Annotated in this window: 16 protein-coding genes and 1 riboswitch; of the genes, 11 read left to right on the top strand and 5 right to left on the bottom strand. The window is 70.3% G+C overall.

The features are described 5' to 3' along the window. Nucleotides 1-7: 7 nt before the first annotated feature. Together CLT68_RS19480 and CLT68_RS19475 are read left to right on the top strand one after the other, a co-directional pair. A complete protein-coding gene (locus CLT68_RS19480) occupies nt 8-1,402 on the top strand; it encodes an enolase C-terminal domain-like protein (protein ID WP_099852652.1) in 1,395 nt (464 codons plus the stop codon). A gap of 8 nt (nt 1,403-1,410) precedes the next feature. Then, nucleotides 1,411-2,133, top strand: a complete 723-nt coding sequence (locus tag CLT68_RS19475) for a FadR/GntR family transcriptional regulator (protein ID WP_099852649.1) — start codon at nt 1,411-1,413, stop codon at nt 2,131-2,133. 25 nt (nt 2,134-2,158) lie between these two features. On the opposite strand, the gene CLT68_RS19470 is transcribed toward CLT68_RS19475, so the two are convergent. The 3 genes from CLT68_RS19470 to CLT68_RS19460 are packed head-to-tail and all read right to left on the bottom strand — an operon-like array spanning nt 2,159 to nt 5,077. Next, complete coding sequence (locus CLT68_RS19470) at nt 2,159-2,977, bottom strand: ATP-binding cassette domain-containing protein (protein WP_099852646.1); 819 nt, start codon at nt 2,975-2,977, stop codon at nt 2,159-2,161. Beyond that, complete coding sequence (locus tag CLT68_RS19465; protein WP_099852644.1) at nt 2,977-4,029, bottom strand: ABC transporter substrate-binding protein; 1,053 nt, start codon at nt 4,027-4,029, stop codon at nt 2,977-2,979. Before CLT68_RS19465 ends, CLT68_RS19470 begins: the two co-directional genes overlap by 1 nt. 40 nt (nt 4,030-4,069) lie before the next feature. Next, the gene (locus CLT68_RS19460) at nt 4,070-5,077 is read right to left on the bottom strand and encodes an ABC transporter permease (RefSeq protein WP_099852642.1); all 1,008 of its coding nucleotides are present in this window, start codon (nt 5,075-5,077) and stop codon (nt 4,070-4,072) included. 652 nt (nt 5,078-5,729) lie between these two features. Then, nucleotides 5,730-5,876, top strand: a riboswitch (cobalamin riboswitch). A gap of 35 nt (nt 5,877-5,911) precedes the next feature. On the opposite strand from CLT68_RS19460, the gene CLT68_RS19455 reads away from it, so the two are divergent. Genes CLT68_RS19455 through CLT68_RS19445 form a run of 3 tightly spaced genes read left to right on the top strand, consistent with a single transcriptional unit; the run spans nt 5,912 to nt 7,478 of the window. Beyond that, nucleotides 5,912-6,115: a CbtB domain-containing protein gene (locus CLT68_RS19455; protein ID WP_088947809.1), complete on the top strand. Its 204-nt coding sequence runs from the start codon at nt 5,912-5,914 to the stop codon at nt 6,113-6,115. Next, complete coding sequence (locus tag CLT68_RS19450; protein WP_099852639.1) at nt 6,106-6,876, top strand: CbtA family protein; 771 nt, start codon at nt 6,106-6,108, stop codon at nt 6,874-6,876. The genes CLT68_RS19455 and CLT68_RS19450 overlap by 10 nt, the downstream gene beginning before the upstream one ends. Further along, the gene (locus CLT68_RS19445; RefSeq protein WP_199177089.1) at nt 6,873-7,478 is read left to right on the top strand and encodes a histidine phosphatase family protein; all 606 of its coding nucleotides are present in this window, start codon (nt 6,873-6,875) and stop codon (nt 7,476-7,478) included. The genes CLT68_RS19450 and CLT68_RS19445 overlap by 4 nt, the downstream gene beginning before the upstream one ends. 145 nt (nt 7,479-7,623) lie before the next feature. Here CLT68_RS19445 and CLT68_RS19440 read toward each other — a convergent pair whose 3' ends face one another. Then, complete coding sequence (locus CLT68_RS19440; RefSeq protein ID WP_099852638.1) at nt 7,624-13,239, bottom strand: GH92 family glycosyl hydrolase; 5,616 nt, start codon at nt 13,237-13,239, stop codon at nt 7,624-7,626. Nucleotides 13,240-13,498: 259 nt separating this feature from the next. Further along, nucleotides 13,499-14,581, bottom strand: a complete 1,083-nt coding sequence (locus CLT68_RS19435; RefSeq protein WP_099852635.1) for a glycoside hydrolase family 19 protein — start codon at nt 14,579-14,581, stop codon at nt 13,499-13,501. 364 nt (nt 14,582-14,945) lie between these two features. Between CLT68_RS19435 and CLT68_RS19430 the strand changes: the two genes are divergently transcribed. The 6 genes from CLT68_RS19430 to CLT68_RS19410 all read left to right on the top strand — a co-directional run bounded on the left by CLT68_RS19430 (nt 14,946) and on the right by CLT68_RS19410 (nt 23,650). Further along, complete coding sequence (locus tag CLT68_RS19430) at nt 14,946-15,971, top strand: polysaccharide deacetylase family protein (RefSeq protein ID WP_088947805.1); 1,026 nt, start codon at nt 14,946-14,948, stop codon at nt 15,969-15,971. 80 nt (nt 15,972-16,051) lie between these two features. Then, the gene (locus tag CLT68_RS19425) at nt 16,052-17,011 is read left to right on the top strand and encodes an acetamidase/formamidase family protein (protein ID WP_099852633.1); all 960 of its coding nucleotides are present in this window, start codon (nt 16,052-16,054) and stop codon (nt 17,009-17,011) included. 62 nt (nt 17,012-17,073) lie between these two features. Next, the gene (locus CLT68_RS19420; protein WP_099852630.1) at nt 17,074-18,492 is read left to right on the top strand and encodes a WGR domain-containing protein; all 1,419 of its coding nucleotides are present in this window, start codon (nt 17,074-17,076) and stop codon (nt 18,490-18,492) included. 81 nt (nt 18,493-18,573) lie between these two features. Continuing rightward, entirely contained in the window at nt 18,574-19,677 is a 1,104-nt protein-coding gene (locus CLT68_RS19415) for a DUF559 domain-containing protein (RefSeq protein ID WP_099852628.1), read from the top strand. After that, on the top strand, nt 19,674-20,363 hold the full coding sequence (locus CLT68_RS33865; protein ID WP_486482241.1) for a hypothetical protein: 690 nt from the start codon (nt 19,674-19,676) through the stop codon (nt 20,361-20,363). Before CLT68_RS19415 ends, CLT68_RS33865 begins: the two co-directional genes overlap by 4 nt. After that, a complete protein-coding gene (locus CLT68_RS19410; RefSeq protein ID WP_486482240.1) occupies nt 20,360-23,650 on the top strand; it encodes an ATP-binding protein in 3,291 nt (1,096 codons plus the stop codon). The genes CLT68_RS33865 and CLT68_RS19410 overlap by 4 nt, the downstream gene beginning before the upstream one ends. Nucleotides 23,651-23,659: the final 9 nt, after the last annotated feature.

Raw genomic sequence — 23,659 nt, 5'->3', positions numbered from 1 at the left:
GGAGCGCATGCCGCAGATCACCGCCGTCACCGTCGAGGACGTCCGTTTTCCCACCTCACTGACCGCCGACGGGTCCGACGCCATGAACAAGGACGGCGACTACTCGGCGGCGTACGTCATCCTGCACACCGACGGTGTCGACAGCGTGGGCGTGCCGCTCGCGGGTCACGGGCTGACCTTCACCATCGGTCGAGGCAACGACATCGTCGCCGCGGCCGCGGTGCACCAGGCGCAGCTTCTGGTCGGCCTGGACGTGGCGACGATGGCCGCGGACATGGGCGCGGTCTACCGACTCCTCACCTCCGACAGCCAACTGCGGTGGCTCGGGCCGGAGAAGGGCGTCGTCCACCTGTCCCTCGCCGCCGTGTTGAACGCCTCATGGGACCTGGTCGCCCGGCTCGCCGGGAAGCCGCTGTGGCGACTGCTCGTCGACATGTCCCCCGAGCAACTCGTCGACATCGCGGACCTGCGCTACCTGTCCGACGCGCTGACCCGGGACGAGGCACTGGCCATCCTGCGGGCCAAGGAGAGCACCAGGGCCGACCGCCTCGCCGAGCTCGACCGCACCGGCTACCCCGCCTACACCACCTCGGCCGGCTGGCTCGGCTACGGAGACGACAAACTGCGCCGGCTCTGCCAGGAGGCGGTGGACGCCGGCTACGGGTACGTCAAGCTCAAGGTGGGCGCCAACCTCGACGACGACATCCGCCGCTGTGGTATCGCCCGGGAGATCCTCGGCCCGCACCGCAACCTGATGATCGACGCCAACCAGGTCTGGGACGTCGGTCAGGCCATCGAGTGGGTCAAGGCCCTCGCCCAGTTCACACCCCTGTGGATCGAGGAGCCGACCAGTCCCGACGACATCCTGGGCCACGCGGCCGTCCGCCGCGCTGTCGCTCCCATCGGCGTGGCCACCGGCGAGCACTGTCACAACCGGGTGATGTTCAAGCAGCTGTTCCAGGCCGGGGCCATCGACTTCTGCCAGCTGGACACCGGTCGGCTGGCCAGCATCAACGAGATCGTCGCCGTGCTGCTCCTCGCCGCGAAGTTCGACGTGCCGGTGTGCCCCCACGCCGGCGGGGTAGGGCTCTGCGAGATGGTCCAACACGTGTCGGTGCTCGACTACGTCGCGATCTCCGGGGATCTCACCGACCGGGTCACCGAGTTCGTCGACCACCTGCACGAGCACTTCACCGACCCGTGCGTCGTCCGGGACACCGGCTCGGGCAGCGGTTACGTCCTGCCCAGCCAGCCCGGCTACTCCACCCGGATGCGTCCCGAGTCGGTCGCGCTCTACCGGTTTCCCGACGGCCACTACTGGGCGGCGTCGGACCCGACTACCGTGTCATCCTCGGAGCCGTACGTGATCGCGGGTGGGACGGCCACCCCCGCCGGCCGCTAGGGGGTGTCATGTCGCGCACCGACGAAGTGGTGAACGGCATCAAGCGGATGATCCTCGAAGGGCAGTTCAAGCCCGGGGACCGACTGCCCATCGAGAAGGACCTCGCCGAGTCGCTCGGCGTTTCGCGGGGCTCGCTGCGCGAGGGCATGTCGGCTCTGTCGATCCTCGGCATCGTCAACATCCGTCAGGGTGACGGCACCTACGTCACCAACCTCGACGCGCCGCAACTGCTGGCCCCGATGGGCTTCGTGGTGGACTTCCAGGGCCAGGGCGACCCCCGGCACATCCACACCGTCCGGCGACTGCTGGAGTGCGAGGCCGCCCAACTGGCGGCGACCAGGATGACCGACGAGGCCCTCGCCCAGGCCGGGGACCTGCTCGCCGAGGCGGCCCGGATGGTCGGCCAGTCACCGCAGGACCACGAGCGCATCCTCGAGATCGACATCGCCTTCCACCGGATCATCGCGGTGCACGCCGAGAATCCGGTGCTCGTCGGGTTGATCGAGGCGTTCGCCGGGCGCACCGTGCGGGGCCGGCTGTGGCGGAGCCTGCACGAGGAAGGCGCGGACCGGCGCACCCACGACGAGCACGTGGCGATCCTCAAGGCCCTTGCGGCACGTGACCCGGAGCGGGCCCGCATCCGGATGGCCAACCACCTGATCGGGGTGGAGGAGTCGTTGTATGGGTTGCCCGACGACGCCGAGGCCAACTCGGACACCGCGCGGTCGTGAACGCGCACGCGGTCGCCGGCCACGGTCACCGCTCGTCGCGTTCCACACTGGTGCTCCCGGTCATGGCCGCCACCAGGTCGTCGGTGGTGACCTCGTCGGCGCGCAGTCGGGCCGCCCGCCGACCGAGGCGCAGCACCTCGACCCGGTCGGCGATCTCGAGCACCTGCGGCATGTTGTGGCTCACCAGCACCACCGACATGCCGGCGTCGCGGGCGCGCCGGACCACGTCGAGCACCCGCCCGGTCTGGACGACACCGAGTGCGGCGGTGGGCTCGTCGAGGATGACCACGTTGGTCGCCCAGATGATGGCGCGGGCCACCGCGACGCACTGCCGTTGCCCCCCGGACAACATCGCGATCGGGGTGGTGACCCGCGGGATCCGTACGCCCAGCTCGTCAAGGGCCGCGGCCGCGCCCAGCCGCATCGCGCGCTTGTCGAGCAGCCCGAGCCGACCGAGCGACCCGGAGCGCAGGATCTCCCGCCCGAGGTACAGGTTGGCGGCCACGCTGAGGTCGTCGGCGACGGCGAGGTCCTGGTAGACGGTCTCCACCCCGGCGCGCCGGGCGTCGACCGGGGTGGAGAACCGGACGGGACGACCACCGACCCGGATCTCGCCCTCGTCGGGCGGGTGCACACCGGACAGCGTCTTGATGAGGGTGCTCTTCCCGGCGCCGTTGTCGCCGATCAGCGCGACGACCTCACCCCGGTGGACAGTGAAGTCGGCGCCGCGCAGCGCCTCGACGTGCCCGAACCGCTTGACGATGCCACGGGCTTCGAGGACCGGCGGCTCGTCGGCGGTGGGCTGCCGGTCGCTGTCGGCGGTGGCCGTCGGGGTCGTACCCATCACTGCACCGGGGGGTTGGCGCAGCTGGGCTCGAGCACCGCCTTGATCTCCGCGGAGTCGATGTTCTCCTTGGTGACGAATGTGACGCCGGTGTCGGCCGATGCCAGCGGCGCCTTGTCCCGCAGGTGCTTGACCATCTTGTCGACGCCGAAGTAGCCCATCTTGAAGGGGTTCTGCACGACCAGCGCGGAGATCTGGCCGCTGCGTACCCCGGCGATCTCGTCCGGGGCGGCGTCCCACCCGATGATGACCACCTTGCCGGACTTGCCGGCCGCCTGGATGGCCTGCGCGGCGCCGAGCACACTTGGCTCGTTGGCCGCGAAGACGCCCGCGAGGTTGGGGTTGGCGGTGAGGATGTTCTCGGTGACGCGTCGTGCCTCGTTGACGTCACTGCGGCTGGGCTGCTGACCGACCAGCTTCAGGTTCGGATACTGGGCGAGACCGGCCTTGAAGCCGTCGACCCGCTCGGTGTTGGTCTGCGACCCGGGCTGGAACTCGACCAGCGCCACCTCGTGGTTGCCGGGGCCGAGTTCGGTGGCGAGCAGCTTCGCCGCCTCGGTGGCCGACGCGCGGTTGTCGGTGGCGAACAGCGGCACGTTCGGCGGCTGCGGGCTGGTGCCGGAATCGATCATCGCGACCGGGATGTTCGCGGCGAGCGCCTTGTCGGTGGCGGGCGCCAGCGCACTGGAGTCGGTGGCCGCGTAGACGATGCCGTCGACCTTCTTGGTGACGTAGTTCTGGATCAGGTTGACCTGACCCTCGACATCGGTCTCGGTGGTAACCCCGTCCCACTGGACGGTGACGTCACCCGCGCGCTGCGCGGCGCACTCGGCACCCGCCTTCACCGTGTTCCAGTAGTCGGCCCCGACCGCCTTCGGGACGACGGCGAGCTTCAACGGCCCGCTCGCGTCCTTGGTCGCGCCGTCGCCTCCGTCCCGGACCTCGACCCCGCCGCAGGCGCTGAGCAGAGCGGTCGCCGCAGCCACGGCCAGAATCGCCTGCGCGCGCAGGAGTCGCCCTCGTGCCCGCCCGCTGGTGGTGGTGTGTGCCATGGTGTGTGTCCTTCCTCGTTCGGACTCTCGGAATGGCATGTCAACCCCGTGATTCCAGCCGCCGGCGGCGGTACTGGTCGAAGTAGACGGCGGCCCAGATGATCAGGCCGACGATCACCTGCTGGTAGTGGATGCTGATGTCGAGCAGGACGGCGCCGTTGCGGACCAGGGCGATGAGGAACGCGCCGATGATGGTCCCGACGATCCGGCCCTGACCTCCGAAGAGGCTGGCCCCGCCGATGACCGCGGCGGCGATGACGTCGAGCTCCAGCGAGATCCCGTAGTTCGGCTGACCGGAGTTGACCCGGGAGGCCGCGATCATGCCGCCCAGACCGACCAGCACACCCGCCAGCACGTACACGCCGGTCAGGTGCCGACCGACCCGGATGCCCGATCGGCGTGCGGCCTCCAGATTGGAGCCCATCGCGTACGTGTACTGGCCGAAGCGGGTCTGGGAGAGCAGGAAGGCGACACCGACGGCGACCAGAACGGTGATCACCACGGCGAACGGAATGCCGACGATCTCCCCGTTGCCGAGCAGTTGGAAGGATCGGGGCAGGCCGTAGACGCCGACCGCCCCGGTGATGATGAAGACGAGCCCTCGTCCGACAGACATCGTTCCCAGCGTCGCGATGAACGGTGGGATCCGAGCCACGGTCACCAGCAGCCCGTTGAGCAGCCCGGCCAGTGCGCCGACGCCGATCGCGACCGCCGTCGCCGCCCAGAGTGGAAAGCCGAGGTCGCGTACGACCATCGCCCCCGCCACGCCGGCGAGCGCGGCGACCGATCCCACGGAGAGGTCGATGCCCTTCGTGATGATGACCATCGTCTGCGCCGTGGCGATGATGGCGATCACCGCGGTCTGCGCCCCGATGTTGAAGAGGTTGTCCGCGGTCAGGAAGTAGGGACTGGCGAAACTCAACACGATGAACAGCACGACGAGCGCGGTGGCGGCGGTCAGCTCGGAGACGGCGTGGGAGATCCGTTCCCGGAACCAGTCGCTGGGCGTGCCGTGCTGCGTGCCGGTGGTTGCCTCGACGGTGCTCATCGTCGGCCCTGACCTCCCCAAGCGTGGCGCCGCACGCGACGGGAGAGCCGTCGGCGAGCGGAGCACCGGTGACCGGCCGAGCCTCCTCGGCAGGGAGAGACGGACTCTGGGCCCGCACCACCCATGGAGATAGGTCGGATGTTTCCCTTGATCAGGCGTTACCATGCCATGCACGTACGTGTGTTGCCAAGGTCTTGCGACCATGTTTTGCCGTCGTTACGCGAGCCTTCGAAGCCCTACGTCCGACCAGAACGGCATGACCTGTCGTCGATGGCCGCCCCGCGAGCCAACGAACCACAATCCGATTGTTATCGATAACATGCTATGCCTTCGACGCCCGCCGCGCTCGCCTCGTTCCGACTCAGCCGGTGCACGAGGCGGCGAGCAGACACACCGGCCGGCCCGAGCCGAAAATCAGCCGGCCCGGGCCGATCGCTGTCGAGCGCGTGCTCGACAGCGGGCTGCGGTTCCACCGTCGTCCAGGCCGCGCCGTCCACCCGGCCACCGGCTCGGAGAGCTTCGCCGTCGCGTCGGGTTGGCGGCGGCGGACGATGCCGCCACCAGCGATCGGGTTTTGATCTGACGAATCGGGCGGCGCTGAATCCTCGGGCACAGGCGCTTCACCCACTGCGGGGCCGGGTTGACCGCCTGCGGCGGCACCGATACCGTCGACCCACTATCTGCGGCGACGCGAGGGAAGCCGGTGTGATTCCGGCGCGGTCGCGCCACTGTGAGCGGTTCCCCCACCTAGAAATGGGGCCCGCGAGCCAGGACGCTCGGTCGTCCGCAGCCTTGCGATGGGGACGCGTCATCCCCGGGGAGGTTCGTGATCATATGTCCAGCTCCACGTCCAGCCAGCCGTTGGTGAATCCCGCTGGCACCACGCGTCTTCTGTGGACGGTCCTGGCGACCGTCGTCGCGCTCACCCTGCTGGCCTACCTCGTCGCGTTCGACCAGGGTGCGGTGTCGCGCAGCGGGACGTACCTGCACGAGCTCATGCACGACGGCCGGCACCTGCTCGGTGTTCCGTGCCACTGAACGCCACCACCGCTCCCCCGTTCCTCACCGTCCTCGTCCGCGGCCTGCTCGCCGGCCTGATCGCTGGCCTGCTCGCCGGGACGTTCGCCTACGTCGCCGGCGAACCGCACGTCGAGGCCGCCATCGCTATCGAGGAGGCGGCCTCGCACGCCGAACCCGCCGCTGGAGGGCACCAGCACGACGAGGCCCTGGTCACCCGGAGCGGCCAGCGCGGCGGGCTGTTCCTGGCCACCGGCCTGTTCGGCGCCGCGATGGGCGGTCTGCTGGCCACGGCGTACGTCCTGCTGGCCCGTCGGCGACGGACCGACGACGACGGGCGCTCCGGCCTGCTGCTGGCCGGTGCGGCGCTGCTCGGCGCGGTGATCGTGCCGTTCCTCAAGTACCCGGCTAACCCGCCGGCGGTCGGCGACCCGGCCACCATCAACCAACGCACCGCCACCTACCTGCTGATGGTGGTGCTTGGTCTGGTGGCCGTGTGGGCGGGCTCGCTGGGCTACCGGTCAGTCGGCGCGCAGGCGCCACTGTGGCAACGCGTCGCCGCGGCCGTCGGCGGCTTCCTGCTGGTCACCGTCGCGTCCTACGTGGTGCTTCCGTCGTTCCAGGAGGTCCCCACCGACTTCCCCGCGACGCTGCTGTGGAACTTCCGACTGGCCTCCCTCGGCACCCAGGTGGTGCTCTGGACCGGGATCGGCCTACTGTTCGCGGCCCTGATGCACCACGATCGACGCCGTCGGGCCGCCGCCGCGCTGCCCAGCACGTGACCGCCACCAGCCTCCGGCTGGTCGCCCACGGTCACACCGCCGCCCTGCGCCGGGCCCGCTTCGGCGGACCCGACGACGGCCTGGACGAGGGCGGTCTGCGCGCCGCCCTCGCTCAGGCCCACGCCGGACCGGACCGGCGTGGGCACCTGGGCGAGGGCGGCGCCTGCCTGTGCAGCCCAGCGGAGGCGGCCCGGCAGACCGCCGCCGCCTTCGGTCTGCTGCCGACGATCGAGGCGGCGTTGGCCGACTGTGACTACGGCGACTGGGCCGGACGGTCGTTCGAGGAGATCGCCGTGGAGCAGCCGCAGGCGCTGCACACGTGGATGTCCGCACCGGAGTCCGCGCCGCACGGCGGCGAGTCCGTCGCCGCGGTACGGGAACGGGTCGGTCAGTGGTTGGACGGGCAACGGGGTCGCGGTCAGCGGATCACGGCGATCACCCACCCGCTGGTGATCCGGGTCGCGGTCGTGCACGTCCTCGACCTGCCGTTGGCGACCTACCGGCAGGTGGACGTGGAGCCGCTGGCGATCGTCCGGCTCACCGGTCGGGGGGCACGCTGGCAGCTCCGACTGGGCGCGCCGCAGGCCCACTCCCCTGCATGATCCACTCGCGTTCACGGAAGTCGGGGCATCCACGGCGCCTCGATGCCCCGACTTCCGTAAAACCGAGTCGATCAACGTTCGAACGCCGACGGCTCAGACGTTGGGCGGGCCGTGAGTACGACCCGCCCAACCCGTCGACTTCGTTCTAGCCGGTGACGGTGAACGGCCGGGACACCTTCGTCGCCGACTTCTCACCGCTCAGCGTGACGCTGGTCGCGCCCGCCTTCGCCGCACCCGGAACGCTGACCGTCGCGCCGGAGATGACACCGTCACCGTTCGCGCGAACCGTGCTGACCGCGAGGCCGTTCCCGACGGTGATCGTGACCGCCTCGTTCGGAACGAACCCGGAACCGTCGATGGTGATCGACGTGCCACGCGGACCCGAGGTGGTCAGCAGTGCCACCCGCGGCTGGTAGGTCGGCGCCTGGGCCTGCCCGGTCACCTGGACGGTGGCCGTGGCCGGCGTCCGCGTCGACGCGCCCGTCGCGGTGACCGCGTACCGGCCGGGTTGTGCCTCGCCGGAGGTCGGGACCGAGACGCGGACCGTGCCCGTCGCGGAGGCCGCGACCTTCGTGGCCCGGGCCGGGTCGGTGCCGACGCTGACGGTCACCTGCTCACCGGCGGCGAACCCGCTGCCGTCGACGGTGACAGTGCCGCCGGTGGTGACGGCGCCGGCAGCCGACAGCGCGATCGTCGGCTGGGAGCCGCCCCGCGCGACGGTCACGGTGAAGGCCTCGATGCTGCTCGACAGCGTGTCCCACGCGGTGACGTGCACCGTGTAGGTGCCCTCCCGCGTGTAGGTGTGCTGCCCGCTCATCGCACCGGACGCACCGATGGTGACGTCGTCCGGAGCCGTACCGTCACCCCACTGGACGCGGGCACGGTAGCCGGTCGTGCCGGGAGCGCCGCCGGTCACCGAACCGAGGTTCGCCGCGAGGGCCTGCCCGGCGTTCGCCGTCTGGTCCTTCGGGGCGACAGTGGCCAGCGCGGGGGCCGGCGTGCCGTCGTTGGCGACGGCGAACACGTGGATCCGGCCCGCCGTGCGGGGGTCACCGGTCTGCGTCGGCAGGGTCACCGACACCAGCGTCTTGCCCGCCGGGATCTGGTACGGCGCGGTCGCGAACAGGAACGGCTGGGCGCCGTCCCGGCTCGTGCCGTTCAATCGGTACGCCGTCCGGGCAACGACGATGTTGCCGTAGGACGGGGTGCCGTTGGCGTTGCCGCCCAGCGTCCAGTCGCTCATCTGGATCGGGATGCTGGCCGTGCTGCCGTCACTGAAGTTCGCCGTGCCGGTGGTGCTCTGGTTGCCCTGCGTTCCGGCGCCGATGAAGGAGATGCTCTTCGCGTCCTCCGGCAGGTCGAGCAGGACCGTGGCACCGTTGCCGGTGGCGTTGTCCGGCTGCCCGGCCGGGATCACCGGCAGCGTGAACTGCAACGCGGTCCCCGGGACCTGCTGCCGCTGGCCCTGCGTCGCACCGCCCGCCGCCAGGGCGGCCCGCGAGTACGCCCACGACTTGGCGTCGCAGTCCGCCGCGAGGACGCCTTCGTCACCGACGCAGACGGTGTCGAACGCGGCGGTGAGGCCGGAGGTCGGGGCGTACGCCACCTCGACGCCGACCGTCGCGGAGCTCTGGCTCTCGCCGTCGGTCACCGTGACGTTCGCCTGGTGGTAGCCCGGCGTGGCGTAGGTGTGCGACCCACCGACGTTGTAGACGGCCCGCGAGCTCAGCGTCACGGTGCCCTCGGTGACCGGTGTGCCGTCACCCCAGTCGATCGTGGCCCGGTAACCGGTCTCGGTGCCACCGGTGACAGAGGCCAGCGGCACCGAGACCGGTACGCCGGACGCCGCGTGCACGCCGGACGCGGCGGTCACCGCGATGTCGCCGCCTCCGACGGCCACGTCGCCTCCGGCGAGCAACTCGATCTCGGCGAGACTGGTCTGCGCGGCGCCGACGGTCTTCGTGACCGCGAGACGGAACTGCGCGAACCGACCCGGCTTGTCGATCGTGTACGGGCGGGTCTGACTGCGCCACCGGAACACCTGGTCCCTGCGGGAATCCACAGTGGTCCACGTGATGCCGTCGTTGGAGCCCTGCAGTCGCCAGTCCGCCGGATCGCCAGCACTCGCCCCGGACGTGACGGTGTAGTACGTCGGCTTCTGCTTTCCACCACGGAACGCCCAGGAGATCTGCGGGGTCGCCGAGGTGAAGGTCAGCTGCGTGGTGGACGAGTCGTCGAACAGCTTCGACGCGTCCTGACCGCCGGTTGCGGTCGCGGTGCCGAGGCCGGGGCCGGTGGTGTCCTGCAACGGCTTCGGCGCCTGGTCACCCTTGGTCAACGACGGCGGCGCGTCGTTCCTGCCGCTGCCCCAGGAGGACGGGTTGGGGCCCATCTGGAAGTCGATGGTGCCGCCCTTGGCGAGTGCGGCCACGTCCAGGGACAGACCGCGCTGCTTCTTGCCGTTGACCAACACATCCTGCACGTAGACGTTGCGGGTGCTGTTGCTCGGCGCGTTGACGACGATGTCGCCAGTGGTGCGACGCACTGTCATCTTCGTGAACTGCGGCGAACCGATGGTCCACTCGGACGACCCGGCCTGCAGCGGGTAGATGCCCAGCGAGCTGAGGATGTACCACGACGACATCTCGCCGTTGTCCTCGTCGCCCAGGTAGCCCTGGCCGATCTCGCTGCCGACGTAGAGGCGCCGCAGGATCTCCCGTACCGTCGCCTGGGTCTTCGCCGGCGCGCCGGCGAAGTTGTACATGTACGGGATGTGGTGCGACGGCTGGTTGCTCATGCCGAGCTGACCCATCCGCACCGCGCGCGCCTCGATCATCTCGTGGATGACGCCGCCGTACCCGCCGGGTCGGTCGGCGTTCTCCGGGGTGGAGAAGAACGTGTCGAGCTTGTCCCGCAGCGCCTTCTGCCCGCCGAGCAGGTTGGCCAGACCCTGACCGTCCTGCTGGGCGGTGAAGGCGAAGTTCCATCCGTTGGTCTCGGTGTAGACGCCACCCCAGTCCAGCGGGTCGCCGGCGAGGAAGTTACCGGCGGCGTCGCGACCCTGGAAGAGCTTCGACTTCGGGTCGAAGAGGTGGACGTAGTTGCGGGCACGCTCCAGGAAGTAGCGCGACTCCTCCTTGAGCCGGGCGCGCTCCGACTTCGGCGTGGCCGGGTCCTTGGCGAGGGCCGCACCCATGTTGCCGATGCCGTAGTCGTTGATGAAGCCCTCCAGCGCCCACGACACCGACTCCCCGGTGGAGGTCGGCGTGTAGCCGAGGAACAGCGACGTCTCGATGCCCTTGCGTCCGACCGCGCTGCGCCCGGACGCGACGGTCGCGTCCTTGACGGCCGCGTCGTACGCCGCGAGCGGGTCGGGCAGCTTGACCCCGGTGAGGTACGCCTGGGCCAGAGCCACGTTGGCGCTGGTGCCGGTCATCAGGTCGGCGTAGCCGGGTGACGACCAGCGGGCGATCCAACCGCCGTCGCGGTAGTGCTGGACGAACCCGTCGGAGATCCGGGCGGCGACGTCCGGGTACAGCAGCGCGTAGGCGGGCCACACGGTGCGGTACGTGTCCCAGAACCCGTTGTTGACGTAGATCTGCCCGTCGACGATCTTCGCACCGGTCTGGGTGGGGGTCGACGCGCCGGTCGGCGCCGAGACCGGGCTCGCGTACTGCCAGCGCGGCGCGGCGGCGGTGCCGGTGTTCTCCGACTGCGAGTTCGGGTAGAGGTTCAGCCGGTACAGGTTCGAGTACATCGAGACCAGCTGCGGTTCGGTGGCGCCACGCACCTCGACCCGGCCGAGCCGGTCCTTCCACATCGCCGTCGCGGCGGCGTGGACCTGGTCGAAGCTCTTGCCGGTGACCTCCAGATCGAGGTTGCGGCGCGCCTGGTCGACGGAGAGGAACGACGTCGCGAGGCGCATCGTCACCTCCCGGGTGGTGGAGACGTCGAAGGTGGCCGAGGTCGCGGCGGTCGCCGTCGGCGCCCGGTCGAAGGCACCGGACACGAACATGCGACTACGACCGGCCGACAGGCCACTTCCGTTGTCGACCCAGCCGGTGAGGGTGCCGTCCGTGCCGATGGTGAAGGTGCCGTTGTGGAAGACGAGGCTTCCGGTCGCCTGCCCGGTGGGGAAGGTGAACCGCATGATCCCGGCGTGGTCGGTGGGCGACATCTCCGCGACCAGGCCGTTCTGGAGCGCGACCCGGTAGAGGTCCGGCTGCGCGGTCTCGTCGTCATGGCTGAAGGCCAGCGCACGGCTGGCGGGCTGGCCGGTGAGGGAACCGCCACCGACGACGGGCATGACCGACATCTGGTTGCGGTCACCCATCCACGGGCTGGGCTCGTGGGAGATCGCGAGCCCCTGCAACATCGGCAGGTTGGCTGCGTTGTTGATCCGGTGGTACTCGTACTCCCAGGAGTTGGAGGTCGCGTCGGTCACCGGGGTGAAGAAGTTGAAGCCGTTCGGCACCGCGGTGATCGGCAGGTTGTTGCCGCGCGAGAAACCGCCCGTCGAGTTGGTGCCCCGGCGGGTGTCCACGTAGTTGGTCAGCTTCGTGCCGTCGATCGACGTCGGCGCGGCCGTCAGCTCGATGTCGTCGAGCCACCCCTGGAACTGGGTGTCCCCGGTGGACTGCGGGTTGTCATACGCCAGCAGGATGCGGTCGATCGTCTTGCCGCGGGCGATGGTGCCGAGGTCGGCCTGCACCAGGTTCCACTGGTCGGCGAAGAGCACCTTCGACGCGCCCTGGCCGGCACCGGTGAGCAGGTAGCCGTGCTGGTCGACGGGCGAGCGCCCACTCAGGTAGCTGCCGTCGGTGAAGTGCAGGTCGACGGCGGCGTAGGTGGACGGGTACCGGGCGTTGCCCGTGGTGAACTCCGGGAAGATCTTGTACGACAGACGGGTCTTCGGCCCGACCGGCACGTTGACGTCGAACAGCTTGTTGGTCGCGTAAGACCGGCCGTCGCCCTCGGCGCCACCGGAGTAGCGCAGCGCGGCCAGCCCGGTGAACCCGGCGTCCGGCTTGGTGGTGTAGCCGCCGTTCGGACCGGCGGTGGCTTCGCTGACCATCGGCGTGGCCGGCGGACGGACGTCCGAGCCGTCGCTGATGTTCCAGTCGGCGAGCTGCACGAGCGAGTCACCGGAGTTCGCTGTGACGTTCAGCCGGTAGAAGGCATAGGCGCTGGTGTTGGTGAAGCTGTACCTGTTGGTGGCGTACCTGCCGCTGAACGTCTGGCCGACGCGCTTGTCCAGGTCGGTCCAGGTGCTGCCGTCGTTGGAGCCCTGGACGACGAAGTCCCTGGGGTCGCGCGACGGTGCATCGTTGGCCGAGGTCAGCGAGTAGCGCAGCACTGTGGCCGGCTTGGCGAGCTGGTAGGTCACCCAGCCGCTCGACTGGAAGATCAGCCACTTGGTCGACGAGTCGTCGTCCTTGAGGTTCGCGGCGATCTCTCGGGGCTGGTTCTCGTCGCTCGCGGTCACGGCGCTGACCTGGCCGAGCAGGCTGCCGGGCAGGGTGGTGACCTTGCCACTCAGGTTGCCCTGGACCGGCTTTCCGTTCGCGCCGACCTCCACGGTGCTGGTGGCGGGTTGCGGGTCGGCGGTCTCGAACGAGGAGCTGAAGTTGCCGGGCGTCGCCGAGGTGGGGGCGGCGTTGGCCAGGGGTGCGGCGACGAGCAGGCCCAGCGGTAGCAGGACGGCTGTCGTCGCGGCGATCAGGCGGGGAGACAGGGAACGCGCAAGGGGGGTATGCGACATGAGGGACGGGGCCTTTCGACTCGAACGGGTCGAGTACGTCGAAGGTCTGGACTGAGTGGAGCGTGGCGGGTGGGGGCCTGACATCGTTGTCATTGGAGTTGGCGAACAACGAAAGTCGGGGCGGTGGACTGTCGCTGATAGTTCCGGGCGCAGCACGGCCGTGTCAACGGGTTGATGGCGATGAAACCGGCCGGGCTACCCACGACCGCTTGCCGGGCCCCGACTCGTACGGCGACGTGCGCCGAGGCCCGGCCGCGGATCAGCAGTAGAGGTTGGCTCCGGCGGACACACCGAGGATGCCGACGAACTGCTGGTACTTCGTGACGCGGCTCTGCACCTGGGCGGGGTTTCCGCCGTTGCACTCGATCGAGCCGTTGATGCTCCGGATCGTCTCACCGAACCCGGCACCGCCGACCATCGCATTGTGGGCGGTCATGGTGCCCGGCCCGTTCTGGGTCATCCAGTACCAGATTCCGGTCTTCCAGGCCACCGCGGCATCCGTCTGCACCAGCCACGGGTTGGTCAGCAGGGGCAGGTTGAGGGCGTTTCCGGCGGCGTTGTAGTTGAAGTTCCAGCTGAGCTGGATCGGCCCGCGCCCGTAGTAGGCGGCCTGCCCGGCCGGACACCCGTAGGGCTGGCCGGGGTCGCAGTAGTGCGGGTAGTTCGCGGTGTTCTGCTCGACCACGTGCACGAGGCCGCCGGTCTCGTGGTGCACGTTGGCCAGGAAGGCGGCCGCCTCCTGACGCTGGACGGTGGCGCTGCCGCTCTTGGCGAACGCCGGGTAGGCGCTGAGTGCGGCGACGAGCCCGGAGTACGTGTAGAAGGAGTTGCGGCCCGGGAACATCTGGTTGAACTGGGCCTCGGTGACCACGAAGCCGCCCGGGTCGGTGGGCGGCGGGGTGGTGGGTGGCTGGCCGCCGCAGGTGTAGGGCTCCCAGTACCAGGTGCTGACGATGGGGTCGTAGCCGGGATTGTCGTGCTCGGCCACGTAGTAGAGACCGTTGGTGTACCGCACGATCGCCCCTGCCGCGTACCAGGTTCCGGCAGCCCAGTTCGGGTGGTTGCAGGTGCCTCCGGTGGGCGGCGGCGTGGTGCCGCCCCCGCATGCGCCGAGATCCTCCCAGACGCCGGTCGTACCCGGTGGCGCCTCGGCCTGGGTCCACCACTTCGCCCGGTAGTTGCGGCCGTTGTGGGAGACCTGTGCGTCTCCCCAGTAGACGGCCGCGGTCTGCCACGATGCTGAACAGGCGGCTGCCGACGCAGCGGTCGACGGGATGACCGCAGCCAACCCGCCGACGACGGTCAGTGCCACCAGCGCGACCAGCGCGCGCAGTCTCGTCATGTGATCACTCCTTCCTGGGACCCCACTGGCCGCAGACTCGGCCAGGTATAGACACAGGTGACTGTAACATTTTCTGTTTACTTTCTTTACTGTTGCGGTGGAACCAGCCCCTCAGCGGAGCGGTGGCGGGACGTCGGAAGTTTCGGCCATTTTCCGGAGCATGCGAGCGATGCCGCGAGGATCAGCTCAGCGGAGGTCGATTGGCCGACTGCCAGGACCAGCACACGGCCGACCTACCTCGTTTCGAACGGCTTCCGGAATTTGTTGACGTGCCGGAAATTCCGCTGCAATACTTCGATCCATCACGATCGATGCAACGGCTTCGTGATGTCCCGGTTATGCCTCCCGCGAGAAGGGGCACCAGATGAGCAAGCTCTTCCCCCGCACGGCGCTGTGGTCGAGGCGGTTGCGCGCCGCGCTCGCCGTCCTCGCCACAGCCGTCGCGATGTGCGGCGTGGTCCTCGCGGCCACCTCGACCCCGTCGAGCGCCGCCACCTGCAACGGCTACGTCGGTCTCACCTTCGACGACGGTCCGACCGGCAGCACCAGCGCGCTGCTGAACGTGCTGCGCAGCAACGGCGCACGGGCCACCATGTTCAACGTCGGGCAGAACGTCCAGAACAACCGCTCGGCCGCACAGGCACAGGTGGCCGCCGGCATGTGGGTCGGCAACCACAGCTGGAACCACGCCCACATGACCTCGATGAGCCAGGCTCAGATGCAGTCCGACCTGTCCCAGACCAGTTCGGCGATCCAGTCCGCCACCGGCATCCGGCCACAGCTGTTCCGGCCGCCGTACGGGGAGACCAACTCCACCCTCCAGTCCGTCGCGTCATCGCTCGGCATGCGACAGGTGATCTGGGACGTGGACTCGCAGGACTGGAACGGCGCGAGCGTCAGCCAGATCGTGGCCAACGCGAGCCGCCTCCAGGCCGGTCAGGTCATCCTCATGCACGACGGGATCCAGAACACCCGCGACGCCATACCGCAGATCATGGCCAACCTGACCAGCCGCAACCTGTGCCCCGGCATGATCTCGCCGTCCACCGGCCGGGCGGTCGCGCCCGACGGCACGACCCCGCCGCCCGACGGTGGCACCCCGCCACCCACCGGCGGCACCTGCACGGCGACGGCGTCGACCACCAACGTCTGGGGCGACCGCTACAACACCTCGGTGACGGTCAGCGGCGCCAGCACCTGGACCGTGGTGGTGGCCATCACCGCACCGCAGCGGGTCTCCACCATCTGGAACGGCACCGCCACCTGGGACAGCAGCGGCACCGTGATGACCATGCGGTCCAACGGCAGCGGCAACACCTTCGGCTTCACCACGATGACCAACGGCAACAGCGGCGCTCGTCCGCAGATCCGCTCCTGCACGGCGGGCTGACACCGAGCCGGTGTGCGGTGGGCGCCCGGATGCCCGCCGCACACCCCGTCGCGCGGATCGGGGGCCACTAGCCTGCACTGATGCGACACACCCTCACGCCCTCCGACGACAGCCTGCACGGCTACTTCTCCCCCGATTTTCCGCCCGTGCTCACCATCGACCCCGGTGACACCGTCACGTACCGCACCCTGGACTGCTGGTGGTCGGCCGGTCCGTATCCCGGCGGAGCGAACCGGGACCGGCCCCGGGTCGCGCAGCATCAACCCGACCACGGTCACGCGTTGGTCGGGCCGGTCGCGGTCCGCGGTGCGCGCGCCGGCCAGACCCTCGCGGTACGCATCGATGCGGTCGTCCCCGCCACCTGGGGAACCACAGTGGCCGGGGGCTGGCCGAGCGGGTTCAACCAGCGCTACGGCGTGCAGGAACAACCGGTGGTGCATGCCTGGACGCTGGACCCGGCGACGATGACCGGCCGCAACCAGCATGGCCACACTGTCGCGCTGCGGCCCTTCATGGGGGTGCTCGGCATGCCACCCGCCGAGCCGGGGCGCCATTCGACGATCCCGCCGCGCCCGTGGGGCGGCAACCTGGACTGCCGGGACCTCACCGCGGGAAGCACCCTCCTGCTGCCGATCCCGGTGGACGACGCGCTGTTCTCGGTCGGGGACGGCCACGCCGCACAGGGCGACGGCGAGGTCGGCGGCACCGCGATCGAGTGCCCGATGGACGAGGTGACGTTGACCTTCGACGTCCGTGACGACTTCCCGGTCACCGGCCCGGTGGCCCGCACCGCGGACGCGTGGCTGACCCTGGGCGTCGGCGCGTCCCTCGACGACGCCTCGTTCATGGCCCTGGACTCGATGCTGACCCTGATGCAGCGGTTGCACGGCCTCAGCCGCGCGGACGCGGTGGCGCTGGCCAGCATCGCGGTCGACGTGCGGGTGACGCAGATCGTCAATCAGACCGTCGGCGCGCACGCGGTCCTCCGCGACGACGCGCTGGGCTGGCCGGGCGCCGATTCTGTCGGGGGCCGCCGTTAGCGTGTGCGCACTGTCGCCGCGCCGGCCACGTTTGGCCGGTCGCTGACCCCTCGGAGGCCCCCATGTCCCAGGAGACGACCTACCTCGAACTGTCCGAAGTGGACGGTGCGCACAAGTTCTACGAGGTCATCGTCGACAACGCCACGCTGACCGTGCGCTACGGTCGGATCGGCGACCAGGGGCAGATCAAGGCCAGCGCCTACCCGGACAACGCACGGGCCCGCGCCGCCGCCGCGAAGAAGATCGGGGAGAAGGTCCGCAAGGGTTACGCGCCGGCGGTTCCCGGCGTCCGACAGAAGCGCACCGTCTCCCGGCGGCAGATTGTCAGCACCCGCTCCACCGCCCACACCGCTCCGGTGCTCTGGCGCTACGACTCCGGCGCTCCCGCCTTCGGCATCTTCGTCGACGGGCAGCACTGCATGGTCGGCAACGAGCACGGCGTGATCACCACGCTCGACCACGACGCCCAGGTGCGCAGCCAGGTGCGCCTCCCCGACGGGGTCAAGTGCATCGTCGCCGACGACGCCTGGATCTACGCCGGCTGCGATGACGGCAACGTCTACGACCTCTCCGGCAAGATGCCCCGGGTGGCGTACGCGATCGCCCCGGAGATCGACATCTACTGGCTGGACATCCACGACGGGGTGCTGGGCGTGTCGGATGCCGACGGCGGGATCACGGCGGTCGACCACGAGGACGAGTTCCTGTGGCGTCGGCCCGGGCGGGGCCGCTCGGCGTGGATGGTGCGGTGCGACAGCGACGCCATCTACCACGGCCATTCGCAGGGGGTGACCGGCTACGAGTGGCGGACCGGCGGCGAGCTGTGGCACACCAGGACCGGTTCGGTGCTCTTCGGCTGGCAGGAGCACGACAGCGTGTTCGCCGGCACCGGCACCCGCGAGGTGGTGCGACTGTCCAAGGCAGGGCGACTGGAACGCACCTACCGGTGCGACGCCCCGGTGTTCTCCTGCGCCACCGCGGAGGGCGGCCAGTACGTCTTCGCCGGTGACAGCCAGTCCTCGATCTACTGCTTCGACGCGGCCGGCACGCGGCTGTGGAAGCTCGGCACCGGCTGCGGCTCGGCATACTCCATGCAATACCTGGACGACCGGCTCTACGTCGTCACCACCGGCGGCCACCTGGCCTGCATCGACGCGAGCGAGCCGGCGATCCGCGCGGCGCAGGCCGGGGACGTGCCCGAGGTGCGCGACGTCAAGGCCCCCCGTGAGGCACCACGGCCCGTGCAGCCGACGGTCGTCGAGGTGACCAGCGACGTCGACGCGGGCGTGGTGGTGCAGTGCCTGGACGATCGGGGGCGGTTGCGGGTCCAGGTGCTCTCCGACGGTTACCGGCGCGACTGGTCGGTGCAGTTTCCCAAGGGGATCCGCGAGCCGGGCGCCCGCTACCTGGTGACCGAGGTCCGCGAGGCCGGCCGGGGCGGGTTCTACCGGGCGTTCGGCGACATCCGCCGCCTGCGCTGAGCGGCGACCGCAGCGTCTCCGGTGGCATGGCAGGCGCTGACGGGCCACCGACCGCGTATCCCCCTGTCGTAGGGTGCCGACATGGCGCACCCCGTCCGGGCTGACGACGATGCCGGCACGGCGTGGTGGGCCGCCCCGCCGACGCGGCGGGTGAGTCACCTGCCGGCCGTCGACCCGGAGCTGCTGCGGGTGGCACTCGACCCGTTGCCACCAGCGGCGCCCGCGGTGGTGCACTACCGGCCCACGGTCGTGGGTCCCCTCGGCGACCTCGTGGACGCTCTCCTCGACCAACTGGACACCGCGGCGCTCGCGATGTTCCCCAGCTGGTTGGCGGGCGCCGACCACTTCGAGACCGAGGGCACGCTCGGCGTGGCGGCGGTGCGCGCCCTCGCGGCCCGGACCGCTGCCCGTTCCCGGCACTTCGGCCCGTTCCTCGCGGACCTCGCCGAGCGTGGGCTGCGCGGTCCGCGCCGGCCCGTCGGCCGGTCCCGCTTCGCCCCGGGCGTACGCGCCGCCGGGCTCGCCCGGGTGATTGCCGAGGCGTACGACCGGGAGGGCTGCGTTCTCGTCATCGCTCTGCCCGACCTGGGCGTGGGTGCGGAGCGGACACTCGTGGCCGCCGCCGAGTGGCTCGTGCGGCATGCTGACTTCACGGTGTGGCTGGCCGGCGGGCCGCTGCGCCACGTCGACCGCGTCCAGTCGGTGCCGCTGATGGTGCCGGCGCGATTCGCCGGGCTGACCAGCACAATCAACCGGATGCCGGCCACGGCCGCCGAGCCGGAGTCGACGGTGTTGGTCTGGCCGCCGATCGCTGGCGTGCCACGTGGTGACAGCGCGGCCGAGCAGGCGTTGGAACGCGCGCTGGCACCGCACGACTGGGCACGGGGCCGGCGTTGGAACCAGACATACGAGTGGCACGTACTGGGTGTGGCGTACCGACTGGATCTTTTTTGGCCCGTGGAGGGTCTTGCGGTCGAGGTGGACGGCCCGGAGCATCGTGGGCGAATCGCTTTCGCCAACGATCGGCGGAGAGACGTGCAGCTTCAACTACTCGGGCTGGATGTTCTCCGCTTCACCAACGAGCAGGTGCTCTCCGACGCGCCGGCGGTAGTCGACGGGATCCGTCGGCTGCTGGCCCGGCGACGCGCGGGCGGCACGCACTCCCACGGAGATGAGAAGACATGACGAGCCCGGCGGACGTCCCGCACCTGACGCCGAACCAGATCAACGCCCTCGTGGTGCTGATGGCCGAGGCGCGCCAACTCACCAACGTCGAGCTGCGCGAGTTGGCCGGTTTCACGCTGACCGGCAAGGACAACAAGAAGCTCGTCGATCTGGGCCTGGTCGACACCGACAAGTCTCGCCGGACCTTCGCCCACGAGCTGACCGACGAGGGCTGGCGTGTGGCACGTCAGCTACACACCGCTGCCCCGCCGAAGCAGGGCGGCTCGACCACCCGGTCACTGTTCGTCGTCCTGTCCAACCTGCACCGTTCGCTGGACCGGCTCCGGGTCAGCCACGGCGACTTCTTCAAGCAGACCGACGCCACGGCCTCGCCGGCCAGCGAGCCTCGGCACGAAACACCGGCGCCGGCACCCGCAGCCGCGGCGGACGTGGAGGCGATGGTTCGTACGGCGTACCGGGAGCTTGCCCCCGCGCCGGGCGCCTGGGTCGGTCTCGCCGACGTCCGGGACCAGCTTGCCCACACCGACCGGCCCACCCTGGACGCGGCGTTGCGGGCGATGGTCGGTCGGGAGGATGTCCGTATCATCCCGGTGGCGAACACCAAGTCACTGACCCCACGGGATCGTGCTGCAGCCGTTCGCATCGGGAACGAGGACAACCACGCCCTGGCGATCGGCCCGGCGTGATCTCCGACGACCAGCGGGTCGCGCTGGAAGCAGTGAGTCTCAACCCCGCGGTCACCCCCGATGACGTCTGGCGACCCAGCCCGCACAACGTGCCGGAGCTGCACGAGACGGTGGTCGCGGAGATCCTGCGCGGGGTGGCGCGGGCCCGCACCGACGACACGAGCATGCCCCTCGGTGTCGCCATGCAGGGTCGCGCTGGCGCCGGAAAGACGCACCTGCTGGGGGCGGTCCGCGGACAGATCCAGCGCGACGGGGGCTACTTCTTCCTGGTCGACATGGTGAGTGGCAAGACGTTCTGGGAGAGCGTGGCCCTGGCCCTGGTGGAGGGCATGGGCCGCACCCACGTCGGCTGGGGCACCCAGCTGAAGACCTTTCTGCGTCGACTCACCCCGCAGCTCGGCCTGCCGGTGGAGATCCGCGATGCGGTCGCCGGTGCCCGACCGGTGACCCGTGCGCAGCTCGACGCCTTCATCCGGGCACTGCGCGCCCGCGATCGGGAGGTCGGGCGGGACACCCAGGACACCGCTCGGGCCCTCGTCCTGCACGGTGCCATCGACTTCGAGGCACAGGACGTGGGTTATGCCCACCTGATCTCCGAACCAGGCGACCCGGACGCGCGGGCGGCATGGGGGTTGAGCACCGCGGTCCGCACGCCGCAGCAGATCGTGCAGGACATCTCCCGACTGATGGCCCTGACCCTGGACCCCACGGTCATCGCCGTGGATCAGCTCGACACGCTGTTCGCCCAGACCAGCACCTCGCTGCTGAACCACCACAACGGGTTGGAGGACGGCCAGGCCAGGGTGCTCGGCCCGATCGCCGACGGCCTGCTCAAGCTCCGCGACATCACCCGCCGCACGCTGGTCGTCGTCTCGTGTCTGCCGGACACCTGGGTGCTCATGACACGCACCGCGCCCACCCCGGTCGGCGACCGGTTCCGGGTGGCGACCCTGCCGGACCGGATCCCCACCCCGGAGATCGGACAGGCGATCGTGGCAAAGCGCCTCACCGCCGCGTTCGCGGGTCCGCACTTCGTGGCGCCGCACCCCACCTGGCCGATTGCCCCTGCCGCCTTCGCCGACGCACCCACCCTGACGCCACGCGCCCTGCTGCGCAGGGTGGACCGCCATGTCGCCTGGTGCCGCGACCGCGACGAGGTGGTCGAGCTCGACCGGCTCATCGACGGCGCGGACTCGATGCCGACGGAGGGCACCACCGTCCGCGGCGGGTCTGGCGACCCGACGGACGACCGCCGCCTGCGCGACTTGGACGCACGGTTCACCGAGCTGCTCCAGGCCGCGGACGTGTCAGCCGCCGTCGATCCGGCAGGCGAAGACGAGCACATGCCATCGTTGCTCGCCGCCGGCCTGGCCGCCTGGATCGCCGAGCAGGCGCCCACCGGCGCCACCTACAAGTACGATCCGCCGCCCGGTCGCAAGCCGGCGCTGCACGGACGGCTGATCGAGGTGCTCGACGAGGCCACCGAGAACGAGGCCCACTGGTGCTTCCGGGCCATCACGCATCTCAACGCCATCGCCGTCACCGCCCGCGTCAAGGCCGCGTGCACACTGGCCGGACTGGACCGGGACCTCCCACAGCGGCGGCTGATCCTGCTGCGCAACGGTCCGTGGCCGACTGGGAAGCGTACGACCGAGGTTTTGACAGGCTTCGACGCGGCCGGCGGCCTCCGGCGTGGAGTGTCCGAGGCGGACCTGCGGGTCTTCGCGGCGCTCCGGGTAATGGCGACCGAGCCGTCAACGGCCTTGCAGGAATGGCTGGTGGCCCGTCGTCCGGCCAGCGGCACTGAGCTGTTCCGGGCGGTCCTGCCCGGGCCCGACCGGAAGCGCGACGGCACCCCGTCCGCACCGACCGACCCCACGGACCAGGCGACGGGCAGCGCCGATCCCGGTGCGACGAGCGCGCCTGGCAGCCCCGATCCCATCGCCACGAGCGTGCCGGTCGCAGACGTGACCGGTGGTCCGTCGACCAATGCGGCCGGCGTGCCCGTACCCGCGGACGCGGTCGACACTGTGGTCGGCGCGGGCGATCGGGCCATCCTGCTGGGGCGAACCGTCGACGGCGGCCACCCGTTCACGGTGGCCCTGGAATCGTTGCGCCGGCACGCCGTCGTGTTCGCCGGGTCCGGTTCGGGCAAGACGGTGCTCATCCGCCGACTGGTCGAGGAGTGCGCCCGGGAGGGTGTCTCCGCGATCGTGCTCGACCCCAACAACGATCTCGCCCGGCTGGGCGACGCGTGGCCGGAACCGCCGAGCGGCTGGGCACCCGGCGACGCCGAACGAGCCACCGACTACCTCGCACACACCGAGGTGGTGGTATGGACGCCCCGGGTCACCGCCGGCCGGCCGCTGAGCTTCCAGCCGCTGCCCGACTTCACCTCACTGCGCGACTGGCCCGACGAGTTCGATCAAGCCGTCCGCTCGGCCGTGGAGGCGCTCGCGCCGCGCGCCGGCGTCGACCGGTCGAGCAGACTCGCCCAGCAGGGCAAGGCCGTCCTCACCGAGGCCCTCCAGGCGTACGCGCGAAGCGGGATGGTGGGCCTGCCCGGCTTCACCGAGTTCCTCACCGACCTGCCCGAGGGGGTCAGTCGACTGGCCCGTGCCGGGAAGCTCGCCGAGGAACTGGCCGAGGCCCTCAAGGCGGCTATGGTCACCGATCCGCTCTTCGGTGGGGTCGGTGCACCGGCCGACCCGGGGCTGCTGCTGACGCCGTCGCCGGGGCGGCGGGCCCGGGTGTCGGTGATCAGCTTTGTCGGACTCACCTCCGACCAGGAGCGGCAGAGCTTCGTCAACCAGTTGCAGATGGCGCTCTTCGCCTGGATCAAGCGGCACCCGGCCGGTGACCGACCCCTGGGCGGGCTGTTCGTGATGGATGAGGCGCAGACGCTAGCGCCCTCGACCGGCACCACGTCCTGCACCGCCAGCTCAATCGCGCTCGCCTCGCAGGCGCGCAAATACGGGCTCGGGCTGGTCTTCGCCACCCAGGCGCCCAAGGGTCTTCACAACCAGATCTCCGGCAACGCGACGACGCAGTTCTTCGGGCTGCTCAACGCACCCGCGCAGATCGACGCGGCCCGGCAGCTCGCCGAGGCCAAGGGCGGGCGACTTCCGGACATCGGCCTGCTCAACAGCGGTGAGTTCTACGCCGCCGGGGAGGGGTTCTCGTTCGTCAAGGTCCGTACCCCGCTGTGCCTGACGCACCATCCGAAGGCGCCGTTGAGCCCCGAGGAGGTCATCGCCCGTGCCCGCCCGGCCGGCGTCGACGGTTGACCCACCGAC

This window comes from Micromonospora sp. CNZ299 (genome assembly GCF_002754415.1).
This window is presented reverse-complemented; position numbering and strand designations above follow the sequence as displayed.

What these genes read in the sequence shown, in the direction of transcription:
- CLT68_RS19430 (WP_088947805.1), top strand. Translation starts at nt 14,946, where the DNA reads ATGAGCAAGCTCTTCCCCCGCACGGCGCTGTGGTCGAGGCGGTTGCGC.
- CLT68_RS19415 (WP_099852628.1), top strand. Translation starts at nt 18,574, where the DNA reads ATGGCGCACCCCGTCCGGGCTGACGACGATGCCGGCACGGCGTGGTGG.
- CLT68_RS19480 (WP_099852652.1), top strand. Translation starts at nt 8, where the DNA reads ATGCCGCAGATCACCGCCGTCACCGTCGAGGACGTCCGTTTTCCCACC.
- CLT68_RS19470 (WP_099852646.1), bottom strand. Translation starts at nt 2,977, where the DNA reads ATGGGTACGACCCCGACGGCCACCGCCGACAGCGACCGGCAGCCCACC.
- CLT68_RS19435 (WP_099852635.1), bottom strand. Translation starts at nt 14,581, where the DNA reads ATGACGAGACTGCGCGCGCTGGTCGCGCTGGTGGCACTGACCGTCGTC.
- CLT68_RS19460 (WP_099852642.1), bottom strand. Translation starts at nt 5,077, where the DNA reads ATGAGCACCGTCGAGGCAACCACCGGCACGCAGCACGGCACGCCCAGC.
- CLT68_RS19440 (WP_099852638.1), bottom strand. Translation starts at nt 13,239, where the DNA reads ATGTCGCATACCCCCCTTGCGCGTTCCCTGTCTCCCCGCCTGATCGCC.
- CLT68_RS19420 (WP_099852630.1), top strand. Translation starts at nt 17,074, where the DNA reads ATGTCCCAGGAGACGACCTACCTCGAACTGTCCGAAGTGGACGGTGCG.
- CLT68_RS19465 (WP_099852644.1), bottom strand. Translation starts at nt 4,029, where the DNA reads ATGGCACACACCACCACCAGCGGGCGGGCACGAGGGCGACTCCTGCGC.
- CLT68_RS19455 (WP_088947809.1), top strand. Translation starts at nt 5,912, where the DNA reads ATGTCCAGCTCCACGTCCAGCCAGCCGTTGGTGAATCCCGCTGGCACC.
- CLT68_RS19425 (WP_099852633.1), top strand. Translation starts at nt 16,052, where the DNA reads ATGCGACACACCCTCACGCCCTCCGACGACAGCCTGCACGGCTACTTC.
- CLT68_RS33865 (WP_486482241.1), top strand. Translation starts at nt 19,674, where the DNA reads ATGACGAGCCCGGCGGACGTCCCGCACCTGACGCCGAACCAGATCAAC.
- CLT68_RS19475 (WP_099852649.1), top strand. Translation starts at nt 1,411, where the DNA reads ATGTCGCGCACCGACGAAGTGGTGAACGGCATCAAGCGGATGATCCTC.